We start from the raw sequence: 16,611 nt of genomic DNA, 5'->3' as shown, positions 1-16,611 counted from the left end.
TTAAAGGAGGAATTATAAACAATGGCTCAATTCGAAAAATTTGCATTACCTACTGAAGGCGACAAAATTACAATCGACAACGGTGTACTTAACGTACCTAGCAATCCAATCATTCCTTTCATCGAAGGCGACGGCACAGGCCGCGATATCTGGCGCGCTTCGAAACGCGTGCTTGACGCAGCTGTTGCGAAAGCTTACGGCGGCGACAAAAAGATCGCTTGGTACGAAGTTTTTGCCGGTGAGAAAGCATTCAATGAATACGGCGAGTGGTTGCCAGCAGATACGCTGACAGCGATTCGTGAATATATCGTAGCCATTAAAGGTCCTTTGACTACGCCAATCGGCGGCGGTATTCGTTCCCTGAACGTAGCGCTTCGTCAAGAGCTTGACCTGTATGTATGCCTGCGTCCTGTTCGTTACTTCGACGGCGTTCCTTCCCCTGTAAAACGTCCTGAGCTGGTAGACATGGTTATTTTCCGTGAAAACACAGAGGATATTTATGCGGGTATCGAGTACCAAGAAGGTTCCGCAGAAGTGAAAAAAGTGATTAACTTCCTGCAAACTGAAATGGGCGTTAACAAAATCCGTTTCCCTGAAACTTCCGGTATCGGTATCAAGCCGGTTTCCAAAGAAGGTTCCCAGCGTCTTGCCCGCGCAGCAATTGAATATGCGCTTAAGCATGGCCGCAAGTCGCTTACACTTGTACACAAAGGCAACATCATGAAATTCACAGAAGGAGCTTTCAAAAACTGGGGCTACGAAGTAGCTGAAACTGAGTTTGCGGAGCAAACCTTCACTTGGGGTCAATACGACCGCATTAAAGAAGCAGAAGGCACTGACGCTGCAAATGCAGCACAAGCAGCTGCTGAAGCGGCTGGCAAGCTGATCGTGAAGGACGCTATTGCGGACATCGCTTTGCAGCAAGTTCTGACTCGTCCGACTGACTTTGACGTAATCGCAACGCTGAACCTGAACGGTGACTACCTATCCGATGCACTTGCAGCGCAAGTTGGCGGTATCGGTATCGCTCCAGGAGCTAACATCAACTACTTGACTGGACATGCTATCTTCGAAGCTACGCATGGTACAGCTCCTAAATATGCAGATAAAGACGTTGTTAACCCAGGCTCGGTTATTCTCTCCGGCGTAATGCTGCTTGAGCACCTTGGCTGGCAGGAAGCGGCTGACCTGATCTACAAAGGTCTGGAAGCATCGATCAACAACAAAACCGTTACTTATGACTTTGCCCGCTTGATGGATGGCGCTAAAGAAGTGAAATGCTCCGAGTTCGCTGACGAGGTTATTAACAACTTCTAGAACCAACAATGGCTGGAGGTAATGAGACAATGGCAATCAAACGCAGAAAAATTACTGTTGTCGGAGCAGGCTTCACAGGCGCTACAACTGCCCTGATGGCAGCACAAAAAGAGCTTGGCGACGTTGTGCTCGTCGATATTCCGCAATTGGAAAACCCGACTAAGGGCAAAGCGCTTGACATGCTTGAATCGACACCAGTACAAGGCCTTGATGTTAACATTATCGGAACTTCTGACTATGCAGATACGAAGGATTCCGATGTCGTTATTATTACAGCGGGCATTGCCCGTAAACCCGGCATGAGCCGTGACGATCTTGTTAACACAAACGCGGGTATTGTGAAATCCGTTTGTGAGAACGTAAAGGCAACAAGCCCTAACGCTTATGTCATTATTCTTAGCAACCCGGTTGACGCTATGACTTACGTTGCTTATCAAGCGCTTGGTTTCCCTAAAAATCGCGTTATCGGCCAATCCGGCGTTCTTGACACTGCTCGTTACTGCACATTTATTGCGCAAGAGCTTAACGTTTCCGTGGAGGATGTTCGCGGCTTCGTGCTTGGCGGTCATGGCGACGATATGGTTCCACTTGTTCGTTATTCCAACGCTGGCGGCATTCCAATCGAAAAGCTGATCTCGGCTGAGCGAATTGAAGCTATCGTACAGCGCGCTCGCGTTGGCGGCGGCGAAATCGTTAATTTGCTTGGCAACGGCAGCGCTTATTATGCGCCTGCTGCAGCGCTTGTGCAAATGACAGAAGCGATTTTGAAGGACAAAAAACGCATTATTCCAGTTATCGCTTACCTTGAAGGCGAATATGGCTATGACGATCTGTTCATGGGCGTACCCGCTGTGATTGGCGGCGATGGCATTGAGAAAGTGCTGGAGCTTGATTTGACGGCAGACGAAAAGGCTGCGCTTGATCAATCGGCGCAATCGGTTCGAACGGTCATCCAAATCGTGTCTGCTTAATTGATTTAGCCAAAGCAAGCTGGCTTTTATAAAAGATTTGGTACGGGAGGACCCTGACACTTTGCTGGCAGGGTTTTTCCGTTTGAAATATAACCATTTATAAGCTTCACACTTATTAATCGGCTTTTATTGGTAAATGGTCTATTGTATAGGATGCTTATCGTAAAAAGGGAGGGAAAGAAGCATGCTGGAGCAAGCTAGAGCCGAGCTGAAACGGGTGTACGGCTATGACTCGTTTCGACCTGGACAGGAAGCCATTATTCAAGGAATACTGGAAGGCCGGGATACGCTTGCCATTCTCCCGACTGGCGGAGGCAAGTCCGTCTGTTACCAAATACCGTCCTTGCTGCTGAATGGAACGACGCTTGTTGTTTCTCCGCTCATATCGCTTATGAAGGATCAGGTCGATGCGCTGAACAGACTCGGCATTCCAGCGGCTTTTCTGAACAGCTCGCTTGGGGCTGTTGAATATCGCGAAGTGCTGCGGAGCGCGTTCAGAGGCGATTACAAGCTGCTGTATGTGGCACCAGAGCGGCTTGATGCGCCGATGTTCAGCTCGCTTAGCGAGCAGATGGAAATTCCAATGATCGCCATTGACGAGGCGCACTGTGTTTCACAGTGGGGTCATGATTTCCGCCCAAGCTATCGCCAGCTCGCAGGCTGGATCGGACAGCTTGCTAATCGTCCGTTAGTTGCAGGCTTTACCGCAACGGCAACGGATGAGGTGGCGCGGGATGTATCGGTTATGCTTGGGATGCATGATCCAAATATTTTTGTCAGCGGCTTTGCAAGGCCGAATTTATCGCTGTCGGTCATTAGCGGTGCGGACAAGAAGAAGTTTTTGCAAAAGTTTATTTCCGAGCGCGAGGAGCAGTCGGGCATTATTTATACGGCTACGCGCAAAGAAGCTGAGTCCGTACATGACCAGCTCGTACGCAAAGGCATTGCCGCAGGCAAGTACCACGGCGGGCTACCCGACGAGGAGCGGGCTACGACGCAGGAGCGCTTCCGTTTTGATGAGCTGCGCGTCATGGTCGCAACGAATGCGTTTGGCATGGGCATCGACAAGCCTAACGTGCGTTATGTGCTTCACTGGCAAATGCCCGGCGACGTTGAGTCGTATTATCAGGAGGCGGGCCGGGCTGGACGCGACGGCGAGGAAAGTGAATGCATTTTGCTGTTCGAGCCTCAGGATGTGCAGGTGCAGCGGTTTTTGATCGAGCAGGGTGTCGGCGATACAGAACGGAAGTCGATTCAGCTTTCCAAGCTGAATACGATGATGAACTACAGCCGGACGCATCGCTGCCTGCAGCAGTTTATCGTCGATTATTTTGGCGAGAAGAATGTGGAGCCGTGCGGAAAATGCGGCAACTGCCTCGACAAAAGCGAGCTCGTTGATCGTACGTCGGAAGCGCAGAAGGCCCTTTCCTGCGTTGGCAGAATGCGCGGGCGGTTCGGTGTGACGATGGCAGCCAAAGTGCTTAAAGGCTCACGCGACAAACGGCTGCTGGAGTTCAGGCTGGATGAGCTCACGACATATGGGCTGCTCAGCAGCTGGCCGGAGAAGGAAATTACCGATTGGCTGTATTGGCTTGTAGCCGAGGGCTATTTGCGGATGAGCGATGGACAATATCCGACCGTCTCGCTTACGACGAATGCTCTGCCTGTTCTCGAAGGCAAGGAGACGGTCATGCAGCGTCTGCGGACAACGGTGAAGCGTCAGGATTCGGGGCAGGGCGGAATGGCTTCGCCGCTGTTCGATGCGCTGAAGCAGTGGCGCAAGGAGACGGCAGCCCGCGAAAATGTGCCGCCGTTTATGCTGTTTTTTGATGCAACACTCAAGGAACTGGCCGATGCAAGGCCGCTCACGGAAGATGAGCTGCTGCAAACGAAAGGGATTGGTGCAGCCAAGGCGCGGAAGTATGGCGCGGAGGTGCTGGCTATTATCGGCGAGCATGCAGGCAAGCCTAATGAAGCAGCTGGTCGTGCAGCAGGCGGATCCGCTTCCTTTGGCTCCGGACAAGCGTCTGTTGGCGGTCCATCTAGGACAACATCCTCAGAGTCGCCTGGCAGGGCGGCGAGCGATGAAACGCCTAGCCATGTGCTGACTCTAGAGCTGTTTAATGAAGGCAAATCGCCGCAGGACATTTCCGCAGAGCGCGGCCTCAGCCGGGTAACGGTGGAAGGGCATATTATCCGCTGTGCGGAGGAGGGCTATGAGCTGGACTTTAGCCGTATTATTCCTGCCCATCGCGAAGAGGAGATTGTGGCAGCTATTATGGAGCTGAGTCCCGAGAAGCTGCGTCCGATTAAAGATGCACTGCCGGAAGATGTCGATTATTTTGCGATCCATGCCGTTATTTTTAAATATGGTCTGAAGGCAGAGGATTGAGCCGAAGATCACTTTTTAACGAATGAAGCGAATCGCTTAATGGAAGTTCTTTGTATTTGATAGGTTCATTTAGTATACTGTGTTTAGTAGAAAAACGGTGCAAGTGCAGCGCTGGCGGGCACTCTTCGCAATGCAACCATGAAGCTTACGCGACTTGCGTAAGCTTTGCCATGCGAGAATTGGGTCGATGCTTGCCAAGCGCATGCTGCCCCGCAATATTTTTTAGGAGGAACGCTGAATGTATGACGTAATGGTTTTGCTGCATTTATTGGGTGCAGGGGGGATGGGTTTTTATATCGTGCTTCCGATTATGATTGGCCGCGCATCGAAGCTTGCTGGAGTAGGACAGGAAGGGCTCGCTGAGGGCCTGCTTTCGGCAAATCGGATCGCGCAATATTTTCTCATTGTCCAGCTGCTGACAGGCGGATACATGATGTCGAAAGGCGATTATGCGGTTATTTGGATGATTATTGTAACGCTTTTGTTTTTGGGGATTGCCGCACTCGGAGGTATTATTACAAAGCCGCTGAAGCGAATTGTGTCCTCTATTCGTGAAGGTCAAAGCGCTTCCGCACATATCGGCAAAGCTCGCATCATGAGTCTTATCGTGCTTGTGCTGTATGTGGTTGTGATTTATTTTATGCGTTATCCAATTATGGCTACCGTGTAGAAAGTCGGCAAGTGAATACAATGTTTGTTTGATTATGGAAGGAAAGTAAGCTCAAATCAACGTTGCAGGGGGCGGAGAATGTGGGACAAGCATCACCAGACATCATTACATTCGGAGAATCGATGGCGCTATTTATGCCGCAGGAGCATAAGGCGATTGAAAGGGCGACTACACTAGAGCAGGGCTTCGGCGGTGCAGAAAGCAATGTCGCCATTGGTCTTTCACGCTTAGGCAGCTCGGTAGGCTGGTTCGGCGCACTTGGTAATGATCCTTTCGGCCGGATTATATTGAAAACGCTTCGCGGTGAAGGAGTAGATGTAACCCGCGTTAGGCTGAGTGATGAAGCACCTACAGGTATGATGTTCCGCGAGACGGTAGCAGGCCGTATGGCGGTGCATTATTACCGCAAGCATTCCGCTGCCAGCCGAATGGAGCCGGAGCATCTTGATGAGGCGTATATTCAGGGAGCGAAGCTGCTGCATGTAACAGGAATTACAGCGGCGCTTAGCGATAGCTGCCGCCGGACCGTACGCAGAGCCATCGATATTGCCAAGGATGCGGGTGTCAAAGTAAGCTTTGATCCCAATTTGCGGCTGAAGCTTTGGTCGATCGAGGAAGCGCGGGAAGTGCTGCTGCCATTCGCTGCGGATGCGGATTATTTTTTGCCGGGCTGGGATGAGCTGATGCTGCTGTACAGCACAGATAGCTATGAAGCGGTGAAGCAAAAGCTGCTTGAGCTGGACGCGGTGACGATCATTAAAGGCAAAGATGATGCGACAATTGTGCTGGAGGGCAGCGAGGAGACGGCTGTTCCTTTCTATAAGGCGGAGAAGGTAATCGATACGGTCGGAGCGGGCGATGGTTTTTGCGCTGGCTTTTTGGCTGGCATTATGAAGGGAATGACGCCTGTTGAAGCTGTAAAGCTTGCCAGCATCAATGGCTCACTCGTCGTTCAAATGCGTGGAGATTGGGAGGCGCTTCCAGAATGGAGCGTTGTCGAGCAGCGAATGAGCGATAAAGCGTGGGTGGAGCGTTAATTATGGCAGAACCGAATGTTCCGTCGTCTAAAGGACAGCGCCGCCGCGAGGCGATTTTGCAGCTGCTTAAGCAGCAGGGGCGCGTTACGATTTCCGAGATTGTGGAGCAATTCGATTGTTCGGAAGCGACTGCAAGAAGAGACTTAGAGCAAATGGAGGCCAGCTATCCGATTATTCGTACGATTGGCGGGGCGATGTATGACGGGCTCAGCGTCGTTCGTGATATGGGTTTTTCGGAAAAGCAGGATATTTCGTACCTCGAAAAAGAAAGAATTGCCGCGAAGGCGGTATCGCTTATTCAGGAGGGCGATGTCATCGGCCTGTCCGGCGGCACGACCAATTATTTGATCGCTAAGCAGCTTAAGCTCAGAAGCGGTATAACCGTCGTGACGAATGCGGTCAATATTGCGATGGAGCTGGCGGGAAGCCCAATCCAGGTCGTTGTAACGGGCGGCATTATGCGCCATAACAGCTTTGAGCTTTGCGGGCCGCTGGGAGAAGGCATGGTCGAGCATTTGAATATTGGCAAAATGTTCATTGGCGTCGATGGCGTATCGGCAGGCGGGGGCATTACTACGTATTCGGAACAGGAAGCACAAATTGCCAAAGCGTTAATCAGACGCTCCACCCAGACGTATGCCGTATTCGATCAGACGAAGGTTGGCAAAATGTCACTGTTCTCGATTTCGCCGCTTGCAGCGCTGCAGGCTTTCATTACAGACCAGCCGATTGAAGGCGAGCTTAAGTCAGCGGCACAGCAGCTGAATATTGACGTCTATGTAGCAGATACGAATGGTTAGCAGGGGAGGCAGCGGGAGCTGGAAAGGTGGCTCCTGCTGCCTCCTTTTGCATGAATTAGCCTATCCCATGTAAGGGCGGCATTGTAACGATTAGCTTTCGTTTAGTATTGACAATAAATAAACGATCGTTTATTGTTGACGCATGAGACTAAGAGATGAAAATAAAATCGAATACATTTTTGAAGCTACGATTCAGTTGATTAATGAAATTGGCATTTCGGAAACGTCGATTTCTAAAATCGCCAAGCGGGCGAATGTGTCTGCGGCTACGATTTACATTTATTTTGAGAATAAGGAGGATATGCTCGGCAAGACGTATTTAAAAGCGAAGAAAATAATGAGCGATAAGCTGTTTAATGGGGTCGACCATTCCGCACCGATTCAGCAGCGTTTTGATCTGTACATTCGCAATTTTATCCAGTTTATACAGGAGCACAAATCCTATTTTTTGTTTATGGAACAAATCTCGAACTCTCCATTGCTGCAAAATTGGTGCCTGGAAGAAACCGCGGCGCTGTATTTACCTATATATGAGTTTTTTGAGAGTGGCAAGCAGCAGCAGCTGTTCAAGGATGTAGATAATGATATGCTTATTACGTACTCTATTTTTCCGATAGCTGAACTGGCTAAAGAGCAGTTTAAAGGTGATTTTGAGTTTACGCCTGAAAAGCTGGATATAGCGATTAAAATGAGCTGGGACGCTATAAAGAGATAAGTTTTTTTGACGCTATATAAATGATCATTCACTTATTATATGAGAAGCAGTGGAAAGCGTTTTTAGACCGAGAAATCCACGTCCAAAGACGATTTCCGCTGCTCCTGTTCGGTATTTAAAGCTCGGCTGCCTTTATTCAAGGGAGCCGAGCTTTATTTTATGCCGCGCAGGTAGTTTCGATTGCATTAAATACATACCGTAGCTCTGCAATAAAATAAAGCAAGGGAGCAAATCAAGCCGATATCTTGCCTGTATTTCAATCCAAAGCTGCACGAACGCATAGCCTAGCAGTAAAATCAGAAACAGCATATAGCTGGCGTTCTGCTGCAGCGCAAATCGGCTGCGCCATAAGCTGTACAGCGAATACACCCCGGCTGCGCTCATAGCCGTGAAGAGGAAACGCTCCGCTATTTTAAGGGTAGCAGCAAGCTCTATCCGGTTCATATCCTTCAAGCTCCACATGACCGCTGAATCCTCTTCGCCCCAAAAAACAGTGAGCTTGCGTGCGAACAAGGAGGCGACGGCGACTGGATCACCGAGACGCTCCATAATTAATGCCAGCTCTGCTGCATCGCGCTCCTCGCCAAGCTTAAATTGCAGCACATATTTGCCATCCTCAAGCGACCATCTGCCATCGGTTTCCGCATTTAGCCCCACGACGAATTTCCAGTAAGGCTCCCGGTTAGAAAGTGGGTATTGTGAGGCTCCGCTTTGCACGAGTGCAAAGCTGGCCAGAGATTGCACCATATAAAATATAATAAGCACCCCAGCGGCACGGGCAAGCATTCCGGTAGAGACTTTGCCAATCGATAGCCCGGCAGGCCTGCAATCGTCCGAGTTAGCTTTAAACAAGCGAAATAACAGTAGAAAGGCAACAAAGCCAGCTATATAAACGAGGCTGAGCGGCCTCATGATGTTTCCTAGTCCGAAGGCGAGCCCGATTAGCAGCCAGCCATAGTTGGTTTCGAAGCATTTATTTATAATAAGCAGGCAGCCGAGTGTGAAAAAAAAGGTCGACCAATGCTGATTCGTCAGCACCGAGCACATGATGATAGTAGGAATATATAAGGCATAAAGCAGTCCTGCAATTCGCGCCGTATGCTCGTTAAACAGCTCTAGCGCAGCGTAATAAACGAGCAGCACGGTTGCTGTACTGAATAGTACATTTACTAGCTTAAGCATGAACAGCGCTGCTCCGCCAAATAGCTTGATCATGCCCGCTTCATACATCGTAAAGCCAAACTGGTATACCCAACTAAGGAAATATTCATCCTGATTAAATGAAAAATCGCCTGCTGCTGCGAGCTGGGCAGCATTATACATAAACAGGAAATCGGAATCGGGAGGCGTATCGATCCAAATCATCCAGCCAAGCCGGGTTAGCAGGCTGACCGCCATTAGTGCAAGCAAATAGCCTTTAGCCGATAGCCTGCGCCCAAGCAGCCAAGAGGCGGCAAGTATAAGGCTGAGCGTAAGTAAAATGCCGCTAGCGGCGAGCAAGGGGTTTTGGAGCAGCTGCGTTGTATTCATAAAGGAAGCAGTGAAAACGACAACGAAAAACAAGCCTCCTATAAAAGTGAGTGCTTGAGCAGATAAAGAACGAATCGATTGGAATGAGTGGAATAAACGCATAGCTTCTCCTTTCTTTTAGCGGACTGACTTCTCCAAGTTTATCCGAAAAGGGGGAATGAGGCTAGCGGCGAGCTGGATTTAACTAAAACCAGCAGAAATAAGCATTATTAAATCGAAGCCTATGCCGTGTATCTCAAACGAATAAAGCCGCCCCTGCTGTTAGGCAAGGGCGGCTTACATCTATTCAGGAGAGGGTTTATTTGCCGGAAGCATGGAACACAAGCTTGCCGCCTACCCAAGTGCGGCTCACAGCGGAGAAATCAGCATCCGTCAGGATGACATCTGCTTGCTTGCCGCAAGCGATGGAGCCCGTCTGCTCATAGATGCCAAGCTGCTTAGCCGCATTGCCGCTCGCGCAGCGGCTGACTTCAAAGGCGGACAGCTCAGTGTTCGCCAGCATGTACCGGAAGGCGCGCAGCATCGTTAGACTGCTGCCTGCGAGACTGCCGCTGCCCTGCAGGCGGGCAACCTGATCCTTCATCTCGACGGCCAAGCCGCCGAGCGAGTAGTTCCCGTCGGGCATGCCCGCTGCCGACATGGCATCGGTAATGAGTATAAGCTTGTCTGCCGGTTTGGCAGCTGCAAGCAGCCGGATCGCTCCCGGATGGACATGATGGCCGTCGGCAATCAGCTCGGCATAAATCCGTGGATTGCTGAGAACAGCGCCGACGGTTCCCGGTTCCCGGTGATGCAGCGGACGCATCGCATTATACGTATGGACGGCGTGGGACAGCCCAGCGTCTGCTGCGGCTTCCATATCCGCGTAGGTAGCATCTGTGTGGCCGCAAGCGGCAACGATGTTATTTTCAGCAAGCCAGGCAATGAGGGGAAGAGAGCCTTCCCGTTCAGGGGCAAGCGTCAAAATTTGAATTAAATCGGGAAACGCTGCAGTCCATGCTTCCAGCCAGTCAAGCCGAGGAGGCGAGAGGTAAGCGGGATTTTGCGCACCGATCCATTTTTCATTCAGAAAAGGCCCTTCCAAATGGACGCCAAGCAGCGCAGCATAGGGCATGTCGCCGCTTCTGTAATTCGCTGCTGCTTGCAAAACAGCTTCGATAGCTTCTTTAGACGCTGTCATGGTAGTCGCCAACATGCCAGTTGTGCCTTGGGAGGCGTGGAAACGGGTAATCGTGTCGTAGCTGCTGCGGCTGGCATCCATAAAGTCGGCGCCAAAGCCGCCATGCACATGGACGTCGATAAAGCCCGGCAATAAATAACCGCCGGCTCCATCTATAGTGGGCAGCGCCAGCTCCTCAGCGCTAAGAACAGCATCATTTTCCAGCAGACGGTGAATGAGGCCATTTTTAATAACGGCACTGCCGGTAATAATACGGTCTTCCAAGACAATATGGACGTGATGTATCACCCATGAGGCGGGCGAGTTGAACATATTATTTCAGCTTCCTTCCGGCTTCGCGGTCGAGAAGCACGATAACCCGGGGATGCGTCTGGAGCAGCGAAGCCGGTACATTGGTTGTAATAGGGCCGGTTAATGCTTGCTTCACGATCTCCGCTTTATCTGCGCCGCGAACCACGAGTATTATGGTGTGTGCTTTCAGGATGGAGCCAACACCCATCGTCAGCGCCATCTTCGGGACTTCTGAGGCTGATTCAAAAAAACGGGCATTCGCATCCAGCGTTTCCGCCTTCAATTGAACGGCATGGGTGCCTGCGGATAGCAACGCATCAGGCTCATTAAAGCCAATATGTCCGTTATGTCCGAGCCCAAGCAGCTGAATATCGATCGGGTTTTGCTCCAGGAGCTGGTCGTAACGGCCGCATTCGGCTTCCAAATTTTCAGCCAGCCCATTAGGCAAATGATAATGGTCGTCTGCAATATCAATCTGGGAAAATAAATGCTGCTTCATATAATAAGCATAGCTTTGTTCATGCTCAGGAGGAAGGCCTACATATTCGTCCAAATTGACGGTAGTCGTCTTGGCGAAGGATACCTCCTTGCTGCGATATGCTTCTATTATTTTGGCATAGATGCCGAGAGGTGTCGAGCCTGTAGCGAGCCCTAGCACTGCATCCGGCTTCTCCTGGATTTTATTAATAATGGTTTGAGCCGCATAAGCGTCAAGCAGCTCCCAGTCGTTAAAGTGAATGATTTGCATCATGAAGCGCCTCCTTCAGGTTATGATTTTATTTTAAACCAAAACTATCTTTTTAACAATAATTTTGATTGTAAAATTCATATTAATGAATTTTACAATCAATTTAACATGGACTTACAGCATATGTTATGATGGACGGATAGAATATTCGCAGGAGGTAAGGGCAATGACGATAACGCAGCGTACGGAGGCGGAGGAAGCGGAGAAAACCGCTAAGCGCAAAAATGAGCATATCCGCATTTGCTTGCAGGAGGAAGTGAACGGGCAGCATATCGATACAGGGCTTGATCGGTTGCGGTTCCGTCATAATGCGCTGCCTGAGCTGTCATTTGAGGAAATTGAGCTTAAGACGGAGTGGTTCAAGTCGCCGATGAAAGCGCCGCTGCTCGTCAGCTCCATGACCGGAGGCACCTCGGAGGCTGGGGCTATTAACCGCCGGCTGGCGGAGGCAGCCGAGGCACGAGGCTGGGCGATTGGACTCGGCTCCATGCGGGCAGCTATTGAGCGCGAGGACTTGGCGTCCTCCTTCCATGTCAGAATGGAGGCGCCCTCGGTACCGGTCATTGCCAATTTGGGAGCCGTACAGCTAAATTACGGCTTCGGTACGGATGATTGCCTGCGTGCGGTTGACATTGCAGAGGCGAATGCCCTCGTGCTTCACGTCAACAGCATGCAGGAGGTTTTTCAGCCGGAAGGCAATACGGACTTCCGCGGCTTGCTGGCGCGAATCGAGCAGGTATGCCGTGCGCTCCCTGTGCCAGTCGGCGTGAAGGAAGTAGGCTGGGGCATTGATGCTGGCACTGCCGCAATGCTTGCGAATGCAGGCATTTCCTTTATAGATGCGGCAGGAGCGGGAGGCACATCCTGGAGCCAGGTCGAGAAATACCGGGCGGGTGATGGACTGCGCCGGCAAGCTGCGGAGGCGTTCGCGGATTGGGGCATTCCGACTGCGGAAAGCGTTAGCGCCATTCGCAGTACATTGCCGCATATGAACGTCATTGCGAGCGGCGGCTTAAGGCATGGTGTTGATGCAGCTAAGGCGATTGCGCTTGGGGCGAATCTTGCTGGCTTTGGGCGTATCTTACTGCCGCAAGCGGTGCATGGGACAACCGACCTGTCGATTCGCCAGCTTACTCAGCAGTTTGAGCGAATTGAATTTGAGCTGAAGGCGGCGATGTTCGGCATTGGCGTCCGCACGATTGAGCAGCTTCGCCAGACAGATCGGCTAGCTTCGAAAGCCGACTAATGATGAAATAGCCCACACAGCAAACGAAGGGACCGCAGCCTATCTTACTAGGCCGGTCCCTTCGATTTTGATTCGGGCATTGACGGCGAATTGCAGCGTCGGGTAAATATTTTGCCATTGCTGCCAGGCTGCTTCGCCAGCATGGGTTGCCCGGTAGCGCAGGCCAAAGCCAAAGGGATCTACGCCAGCCTGTTGTATTTTTTTCAGCAGCTGCTCCGTCGATTTAGAGTAATCTGCACTTAGTTTTTTCTCCACGGGCCCCCAGCTTTGCTCAAATAGATTGGAAGGAGCTTCCTCCATAAGCGCTTTAATGCGAACATCCATGTTTAATTGAAGCTTGCCATTATTATCGCTGAAGTAATAGCGGCTCTTAATTCTGCTGATAGCCCCCACAAGCCGATTGCTCGAGAAGCTTCCCTGAATGGAGGATTTCTCGAAGTTTTGGGCCAACTGATTAAAGAGCTGTGATTCTTCCGGCTTCAGGACGAGCTTGATTTTCGTTTTATCCAGCAGCGCAGTACGGTTAATAATATAGCCGCTGTTGCCCTCGTTGCGAATAATCGGAATAACAGGATCGAGACCTTGTTCCATGACCCGTCTGGACAGATCGGAAAGCGATTCTACATAGGTATAGGGATTATCCGTTCCATCTGCTCCGAAGCTTAGAAAAAGCGCATTTCCCGGATAGCGCTCTGCCAGGGGATTTATTTGCAAAATCGTCCGCGCATCCGGCTTGCCGATCGCCAAATTCGCAATGCTTTGTATATCCCTCCGTCTTTTCATCCAATCCAGCACAGGGGAATAATCTTTCCTGGCCACGCGCTCGCCAATGAGGAAAATTTTGCAATGGCCAAAGTCCAGCTCCTTGTCCACATGGGCTTTCAGCATGCGCACACCTTCGGCGATGCTTGCAGCTTCAATGGTTTCGACTTGCGCTTTGCCAGCGCCAGGCTCGATTTTAGGTGAGGCGATGGCGAGGCGCAGTGTAATGAGATAAGGGTTTTGTTTTTTGCCGCTGTAATCGATACCCATCGCCACGATAAAATAACGTTTGTCAATATCCTTAAAACCGCAGCCGCTTGATGCTGTACAGACCAATAGCAAGCACAAAGCTAGCAGCATGAGCTTTAACCAGCGCATTTTCATGCGGATTTACGCTCCTTTCGGCTAAGCATGAACACAGAAATAACGATGGCTATATAAGAAAACAGCATCGCGGTAAGCCAATAGCGTGTAAATATAAACTCCAAACGTTCATCGCTGAAAAATAAATAAAATACGGCAGCTATAGCAAACACGCCGCAAATGATATAGTTGATAAACGGCGTTTCCTCGAAGTCAGTTGCCATTTTCAGCTTGGGGAAGCAGCTTTTAATAAACTCCATCGCTTGATGCCAGCAGCTCATCGTATAAATGAGCGATAGATTCAAATAGACAATCAGAAACAGAAACAATACGCGTTCGATGAAGCCGTATTGCAGTGTAATCGAGTCCGCAGTCATGCTCCAGACATAGAGGTATTCGCCTACCGCTTCTGTACCATGGAACCCAATAGGCACGAAGAAGGAAATGCTCAAAATAATCATGCCCAAAATCGGAACGAGCCAGCGGTACGTATAGCTGAAATTCGGCGGCAGCAGACGGTTGAAAATCGACAGATTGAAAAATCCGGTGAATACAAATACTCCGGCTGCTATAGAACCAAGCTCCGGACGCACCATGACAAAATTGGCAACGGTATGAATGGCATCCCAATTCAGCTGCGGGTTTCTCACCATTTTGAACAGCACGAAAAAAATTATCGGGGCATTGAGCAGCAGCCCAACCTCAATAATATGCTGAACGGATAACGTCGAACGCGAAGCCGCATAGCCGCAGGCAATTACGAGCAAGCATAAAATCGCCAGCGGATTCAGCTCCGGATTGAAGAAGCGGTTAATCATGACCGCAAAGGCGGCCACGACAATGGTAGACGAGATGAAGCAAATAATCGCTACGTAAAACATAATGGGCGAGACGAGCCAGCGCGGCCAATAGATGCGTAAAATTTCAGGCAGCCCCATGCCGGGAAAATGCGATAGCGCAGCCGTGTAGGCATAGGTCAGAAAAGTTCCGATGGCTCCGGAAATCAGCATCGAAGAGACGGCGCCGGTGTAGCGGTGTTCGATCAAAATATGCGGTACATACAGCATCAAGTTAACGAAGCTGGTCAGAAAAAAGTTGTAAAAGAAGTAACGCGTCATTCCACCTTCACCTGCCCAATATCCCCCGACTGTGGTTTTGTGCCTGCAAACATGCGGAAATAAGGCTTGCCAAAGCTGCGCAAATTGCATAAATACACCACATACATGAAAGCACCTACCGTAACACCGGTAATACCGAAAAAGATGGCCATCACAATGAGCGGGTATTTCAAAAAGCGTATCGCAAATGACAAGGAATTAACGGGAACGACAAAGTTGGAAATAGCGACAACGGAGGTCACGATAATCATAATGCTGCTGACGAGACCGGCTTGCTGGGCAGCTTGTCCCAAAATAAGACCGCCGACGGTCGTAGCGGTTGAGCCAATATAGCGGGGCAGCCTAATGCTAGCCTCTATTAGCGCTTCGATCATAAATAGCATGACCATTACCTCGATGAAGGACGGATAGGGAACGGCCGAGCGGCTTCCAGCGATGGAGAGCGCCAGCTGTACCCGGAACAGCTCTGGATTGTAAGAAATAATGGATACATAGAGAGCTGGCAGCGTTATAGTCAATACAACCGCAACATACCGCAGTAAAATAAGCGTACGGGTCATCCAAAAGGCTTCATAGTTATCCTCGACAGCATGCATAAAATCGAAAAAGGTGACAGGAAGCACTAAAGCAAACATATTTCCTTTTATGAGAATGGCGATTTTACCATTGGAGATGGCGGTCGTAATGCGGTCTGGGCGCTCAGTAATCAGGACGGTAGGGAACAAATGCCACTGCTTTCCAGTTAAAATAGTTTCTAGCTCGCCTGCTGCCTGCAGCATTTCGGTTTGTGCTTTCGTCAGTCTTTGCCTTAACTGATTTAATACAGTCGGATCGACGCGGCGCTGGTCAAACAGCACAATAATTTCCGTCTTCGACAGCGAGCCTACGGTGTGCTCCTCGACACACAGCTCAGGGGAGTGGTACATGCTGCGGATGAGGTTGAGCGACTTTTTCAAATCTTCGTTCAATGCTAGTTGAGGCCCTTGAATCGCGCTTTCTACTTGGGTTTGGGTACTTTCATTACTAATAATTTTCGCTGTGTAAAGCGAGTAAACAATACCTTGCGCTTCGATTAAGATATTGCCCTTAAGCAGCAAATCGGTCCATGTAGCTGGATCGTCAACGACTAGATAATCGCTAATTGTACGCAGCTGCTTATCGTAAGGCACCTCTTCCTTCATAAAAGGAACGATCACATAATTGCTGATCATTTGCTCGTCGCATAGAGAGGAAATATAGGCAATTTCAATACTCAATTCATCATTTTTGAGTTGTTGCACCTTCAAGTCAACCGATTGGGCAAACAGCAGGCGAATGTGTTCGATCACAGGGCTTCCCTCCTTCCAGCTTGTCGCTCACGGGCTTAAGGTGCGCCAGGCGACCAGTAATTATACCCATTGGAGTGAAACATTACAGGGTATCCTTTTGCCTAAGCAGCATAAAGTGCAGTACAATGAAGGGATGAGAAGTG

General features: G+C 50.1%; 14 protein-coding genes. 8 read left to right on the top strand and 6 right to left on the bottom strand.

Annotated elements, in window-relative coordinates:
- Positions 1 to 21 precede the first annotated feature (21 nt).
- From icd to ACSR9A_RS29225, 7 genes are all read left to right on the top strand, one after another.
- Positions 22 to 1,317, top strand: coding sequence for an NADP-dependent isocitrate dehydrogenase (gene icd, locus ACSR9A_RS29255; RefSeq protein ID WP_473761874.1), 1,296 nt, complete (start codon positions 22 to 24; stop codon positions 1,315 to 1,317).
- Positions 1,318 to 1,346: 29 nt separating this feature from the next.
- Positions 1,347 to 2,288: a malate dehydrogenase gene (mdh, locus tag ACSR9A_RS29250; RefSeq protein WP_338555211.1), complete on the top strand. Its 942-nt coding sequence runs from the start codon at positions 1,347 to 1,349 to the stop codon at positions 2,286 to 2,288.
- A gap of 184 nt (positions 2,289 to 2,472) precedes the next feature.
- Positions 2,473 to 4,680 (top strand): DNA helicase RecQ, encoded by a 2,208-nt coding sequence (gene recQ / locus ACSR9A_RS29245; protein ID WP_473761871.1) that lies wholly within the window; start codon positions 2,473 to 2,475, stop codon positions 4,678 to 4,680.
- 238 nt (positions 4,681 to 4,918) lie between these two features.
- Positions 4,919 to 5,350 carry a hypothetical protein gene (locus tag ACSR9A_RS29240; protein WP_473761869.1) on the top strand — a complete coding sequence of 144 codons (432 nt, stop codon included), beginning with the start codon at positions 4,919 to 4,921 and terminating at the stop codon, positions 5,348 to 5,350.
- 80 nt (positions 5,351 to 5,430) lie between these two features.
- Positions 5,431 to 6,387 carry a sugar kinase gene (locus ACSR9A_RS29235; protein WP_341281701.1) on the top strand — a complete coding sequence of 319 codons (957 nt, stop codon included), beginning with the start codon at positions 5,431 to 5,433 and terminating at the stop codon, positions 6,385 to 6,387.
- Positions 6,388 to 6,389: 2 nt separating this feature from the next.
- Positions 6,390 to 7,187 carry a DeoR/GlpR family DNA-binding transcription regulator gene (locus ACSR9A_RS29230; RefSeq protein WP_341281702.1) on the top strand — a complete coding sequence of 266 codons (798 nt, stop codon included), beginning with the start codon at positions 6,390 to 6,392 and terminating at the stop codon, positions 7,185 to 7,187.
- Positions 7,188 to 7,329: 142 nt separating this feature from the next.
- Positions 7,330 to 7,902 carry a TetR/AcrR family transcriptional regulator gene (locus tag ACSR9A_RS29225; RefSeq protein WP_473761867.1) on the top strand — a complete coding sequence of 191 codons (573 nt, stop codon included), beginning with the start codon at positions 7,330 to 7,332 and terminating at the stop codon, positions 7,900 to 7,902.
- 132 nt (positions 7,903 to 8,034) lie between these two features.
- On the opposite strand, the gene ACSR9A_RS29220 is transcribed toward ACSR9A_RS29225, so the two are convergent.
- The 3 genes from ACSR9A_RS29220 to nagB form a co-directional block, all read right to left on the bottom strand.
- A complete protein-coding gene (locus ACSR9A_RS29220; RefSeq protein ID WP_473761865.1) occupies positions 8,035 to 9,534 on the bottom strand; it encodes a glycosyltransferase family 39 protein in 1,500 nt (499 codons plus the stop codon).
- 196 nt (positions 9,535 to 9,730) lie between these two features.
- Positions 9,731 to 10,924: an N-acetylglucosamine-6-phosphate deacetylase gene (gene nagA, locus ACSR9A_RS29215; RefSeq protein ID WP_473761864.1), complete on the bottom strand. Its 1,194-nt coding sequence runs from the start codon at positions 10,922 to 10,924 to the stop codon at positions 9,731 to 9,733.
- A gap of 1 nt (position 10,925) precedes the next feature.
- On the bottom strand, positions 10,926 to 11,651 hold the full coding sequence (gene nagB / locus ACSR9A_RS29210) for a glucosamine-6-phosphate deaminase (protein WP_473762375.1): 726 nt from the start codon (positions 11,649 to 11,651) through the stop codon (positions 10,926 to 10,928).
- A 166-nt stretch (positions 11,652 to 11,817) separates the two neighbouring features.
- Between nagB and fni the strand changes: the two genes are divergently transcribed.
- The gene (gene fni / locus ACSR9A_RS29205; RefSeq protein ID WP_473761862.1) at positions 11,818 to 12,897 is read left to right on the top strand and encodes a type 2 isopentenyl-diphosphate Delta-isomerase; all 1,080 of its coding nucleotides are present in this window, start codon (positions 11,818 to 11,820) and stop codon (positions 12,895 to 12,897) included.
- A 39-nt stretch (positions 12,898 to 12,936) separates the two neighbouring features.
- Here the strand turns inward: fni and ACSR9A_RS29200 are convergent, their stop codons facing one another.
- Genes ACSR9A_RS29200 through ACSR9A_RS29190 form a run of 3 tightly spaced genes read right to left on the bottom strand, consistent with a single transcriptional unit; the run spans position 12,937 to position 16,468 of the window.
- Entirely contained in the window at positions 12,937 to 14,043 is a 1,107-nt protein-coding gene (locus ACSR9A_RS29200) for a Ger(x)C family spore germination protein (protein WP_473761860.1), read from the bottom strand.
- The gene (locus ACSR9A_RS29195) at positions 14,040 to 15,140 is read right to left on the bottom strand and encodes a GerAB/ArcD/ProY family transporter (protein WP_473761858.1); all 1,101 of its coding nucleotides are present in this window, start codon (positions 15,138 to 15,140) and stop codon (positions 14,040 to 14,042) included. Before ACSR9A_RS29195 ends, ACSR9A_RS29200 begins: the two co-directional genes overlap by 4 nt.
- Positions 15,137 to 16,468 (bottom strand): spore germination protein, encoded by a 1,332-nt coding sequence (locus ACSR9A_RS29190; RefSeq protein WP_473761856.1) that lies wholly within the window; start codon positions 16,466 to 16,468, stop codon positions 15,137 to 15,139. The genes ACSR9A_RS29195 and ACSR9A_RS29190 overlap by 4 nt, the downstream gene beginning before the upstream one ends.
- Between the last annotated feature and the right edge of the window lie 143 nt (positions 16,469 to 16,611).

It is taken from the genome of Paenibacillus sp. R-74696 (assembly GCF_055814915.1).
The sequence above is the reverse complement of the archived record's forward strand: the minus strand, read 5'-3'. Positions and strand labels throughout refer to the sequence as shown.

What these genes read in the sequence shown, in the direction of transcription:
- icd (WP_473761874.1), top strand. Translation starts at nt 22, where the DNA reads ATGGCTCAATTCGAAAAATTTGCATTACCTACTGAAGGCGACAAAATT.
- mdh (WP_338555211.1), top strand. Translation starts at nt 1,347, where the DNA reads ATGGCAATCAAACGCAGAAAAATTACTGTTGTCGGAGCAGGCTTCACA.
- recQ (WP_473761871.1), top strand. Translation starts at nt 2,473, where the DNA reads ATGCTGGAGCAAGCTAGAGCCGAGCTGAAACGGGTGTACGGCTATGAC.
- ACSR9A_RS29240 (WP_473761869.1), top strand. Translation starts at nt 4,919, where the DNA reads ATGTATGACGTAATGGTTTTGCTGCATTTATTGGGTGCAGGGGGGATG.
- ACSR9A_RS29230 (WP_341281702.1), top strand. Translation starts at nt 6,390, where the DNA reads ATGGCAGAACCGAATGTTCCGTCGTCTAAAGGACAGCGCCGCCGCGAG.
- ACSR9A_RS29225 (WP_473761867.1), top strand. Translation starts at nt 7,330, where the DNA reads ATGAGACTAAGAGATGAAAATAAAATCGAATACATTTTTGAAGCTACG.
- ACSR9A_RS29220 (WP_473761865.1), bottom strand. Translation starts at nt 9,534, where the DNA reads ATGCGTTTATTCCACTCATTCCAATCGATTCGTTCTTTATCTGCTCAA.
- nagA (WP_473761864.1), bottom strand. Translation starts at nt 10,924, where the DNA reads ATGTTCAACTCGCCCGCCTCATGGGTGATACATCACGTCCATATTGTC.
- nagB (WP_473762375.1), bottom strand. Translation starts at nt 11,651, where the DNA reads ATGCAAATCATTCACTTTAACGACTGGGAGCTGCTTGACGCTTATGCG.
- fni (WP_473761862.1), top strand. Translation starts at nt 11,818, where the DNA reads ATGACGATAACGCAGCGTACGGAGGCGGAGGAAGCGGAGAAAACCGCT.
- ACSR9A_RS29200 (WP_473761860.1), bottom strand. Translation starts at nt 14,043, where the DNA reads ATGAAAATGCGCTGGTTAAAGCTCATGCTGCTAGCTTTGTGCTTGCTA.
- ACSR9A_RS29195 (WP_473761858.1), bottom strand. Translation starts at nt 15,140, where the DNA reads ATGACGCGTTACTTCTTTTACAACTTTTTTCTGACCAGCTTCGTTAAC.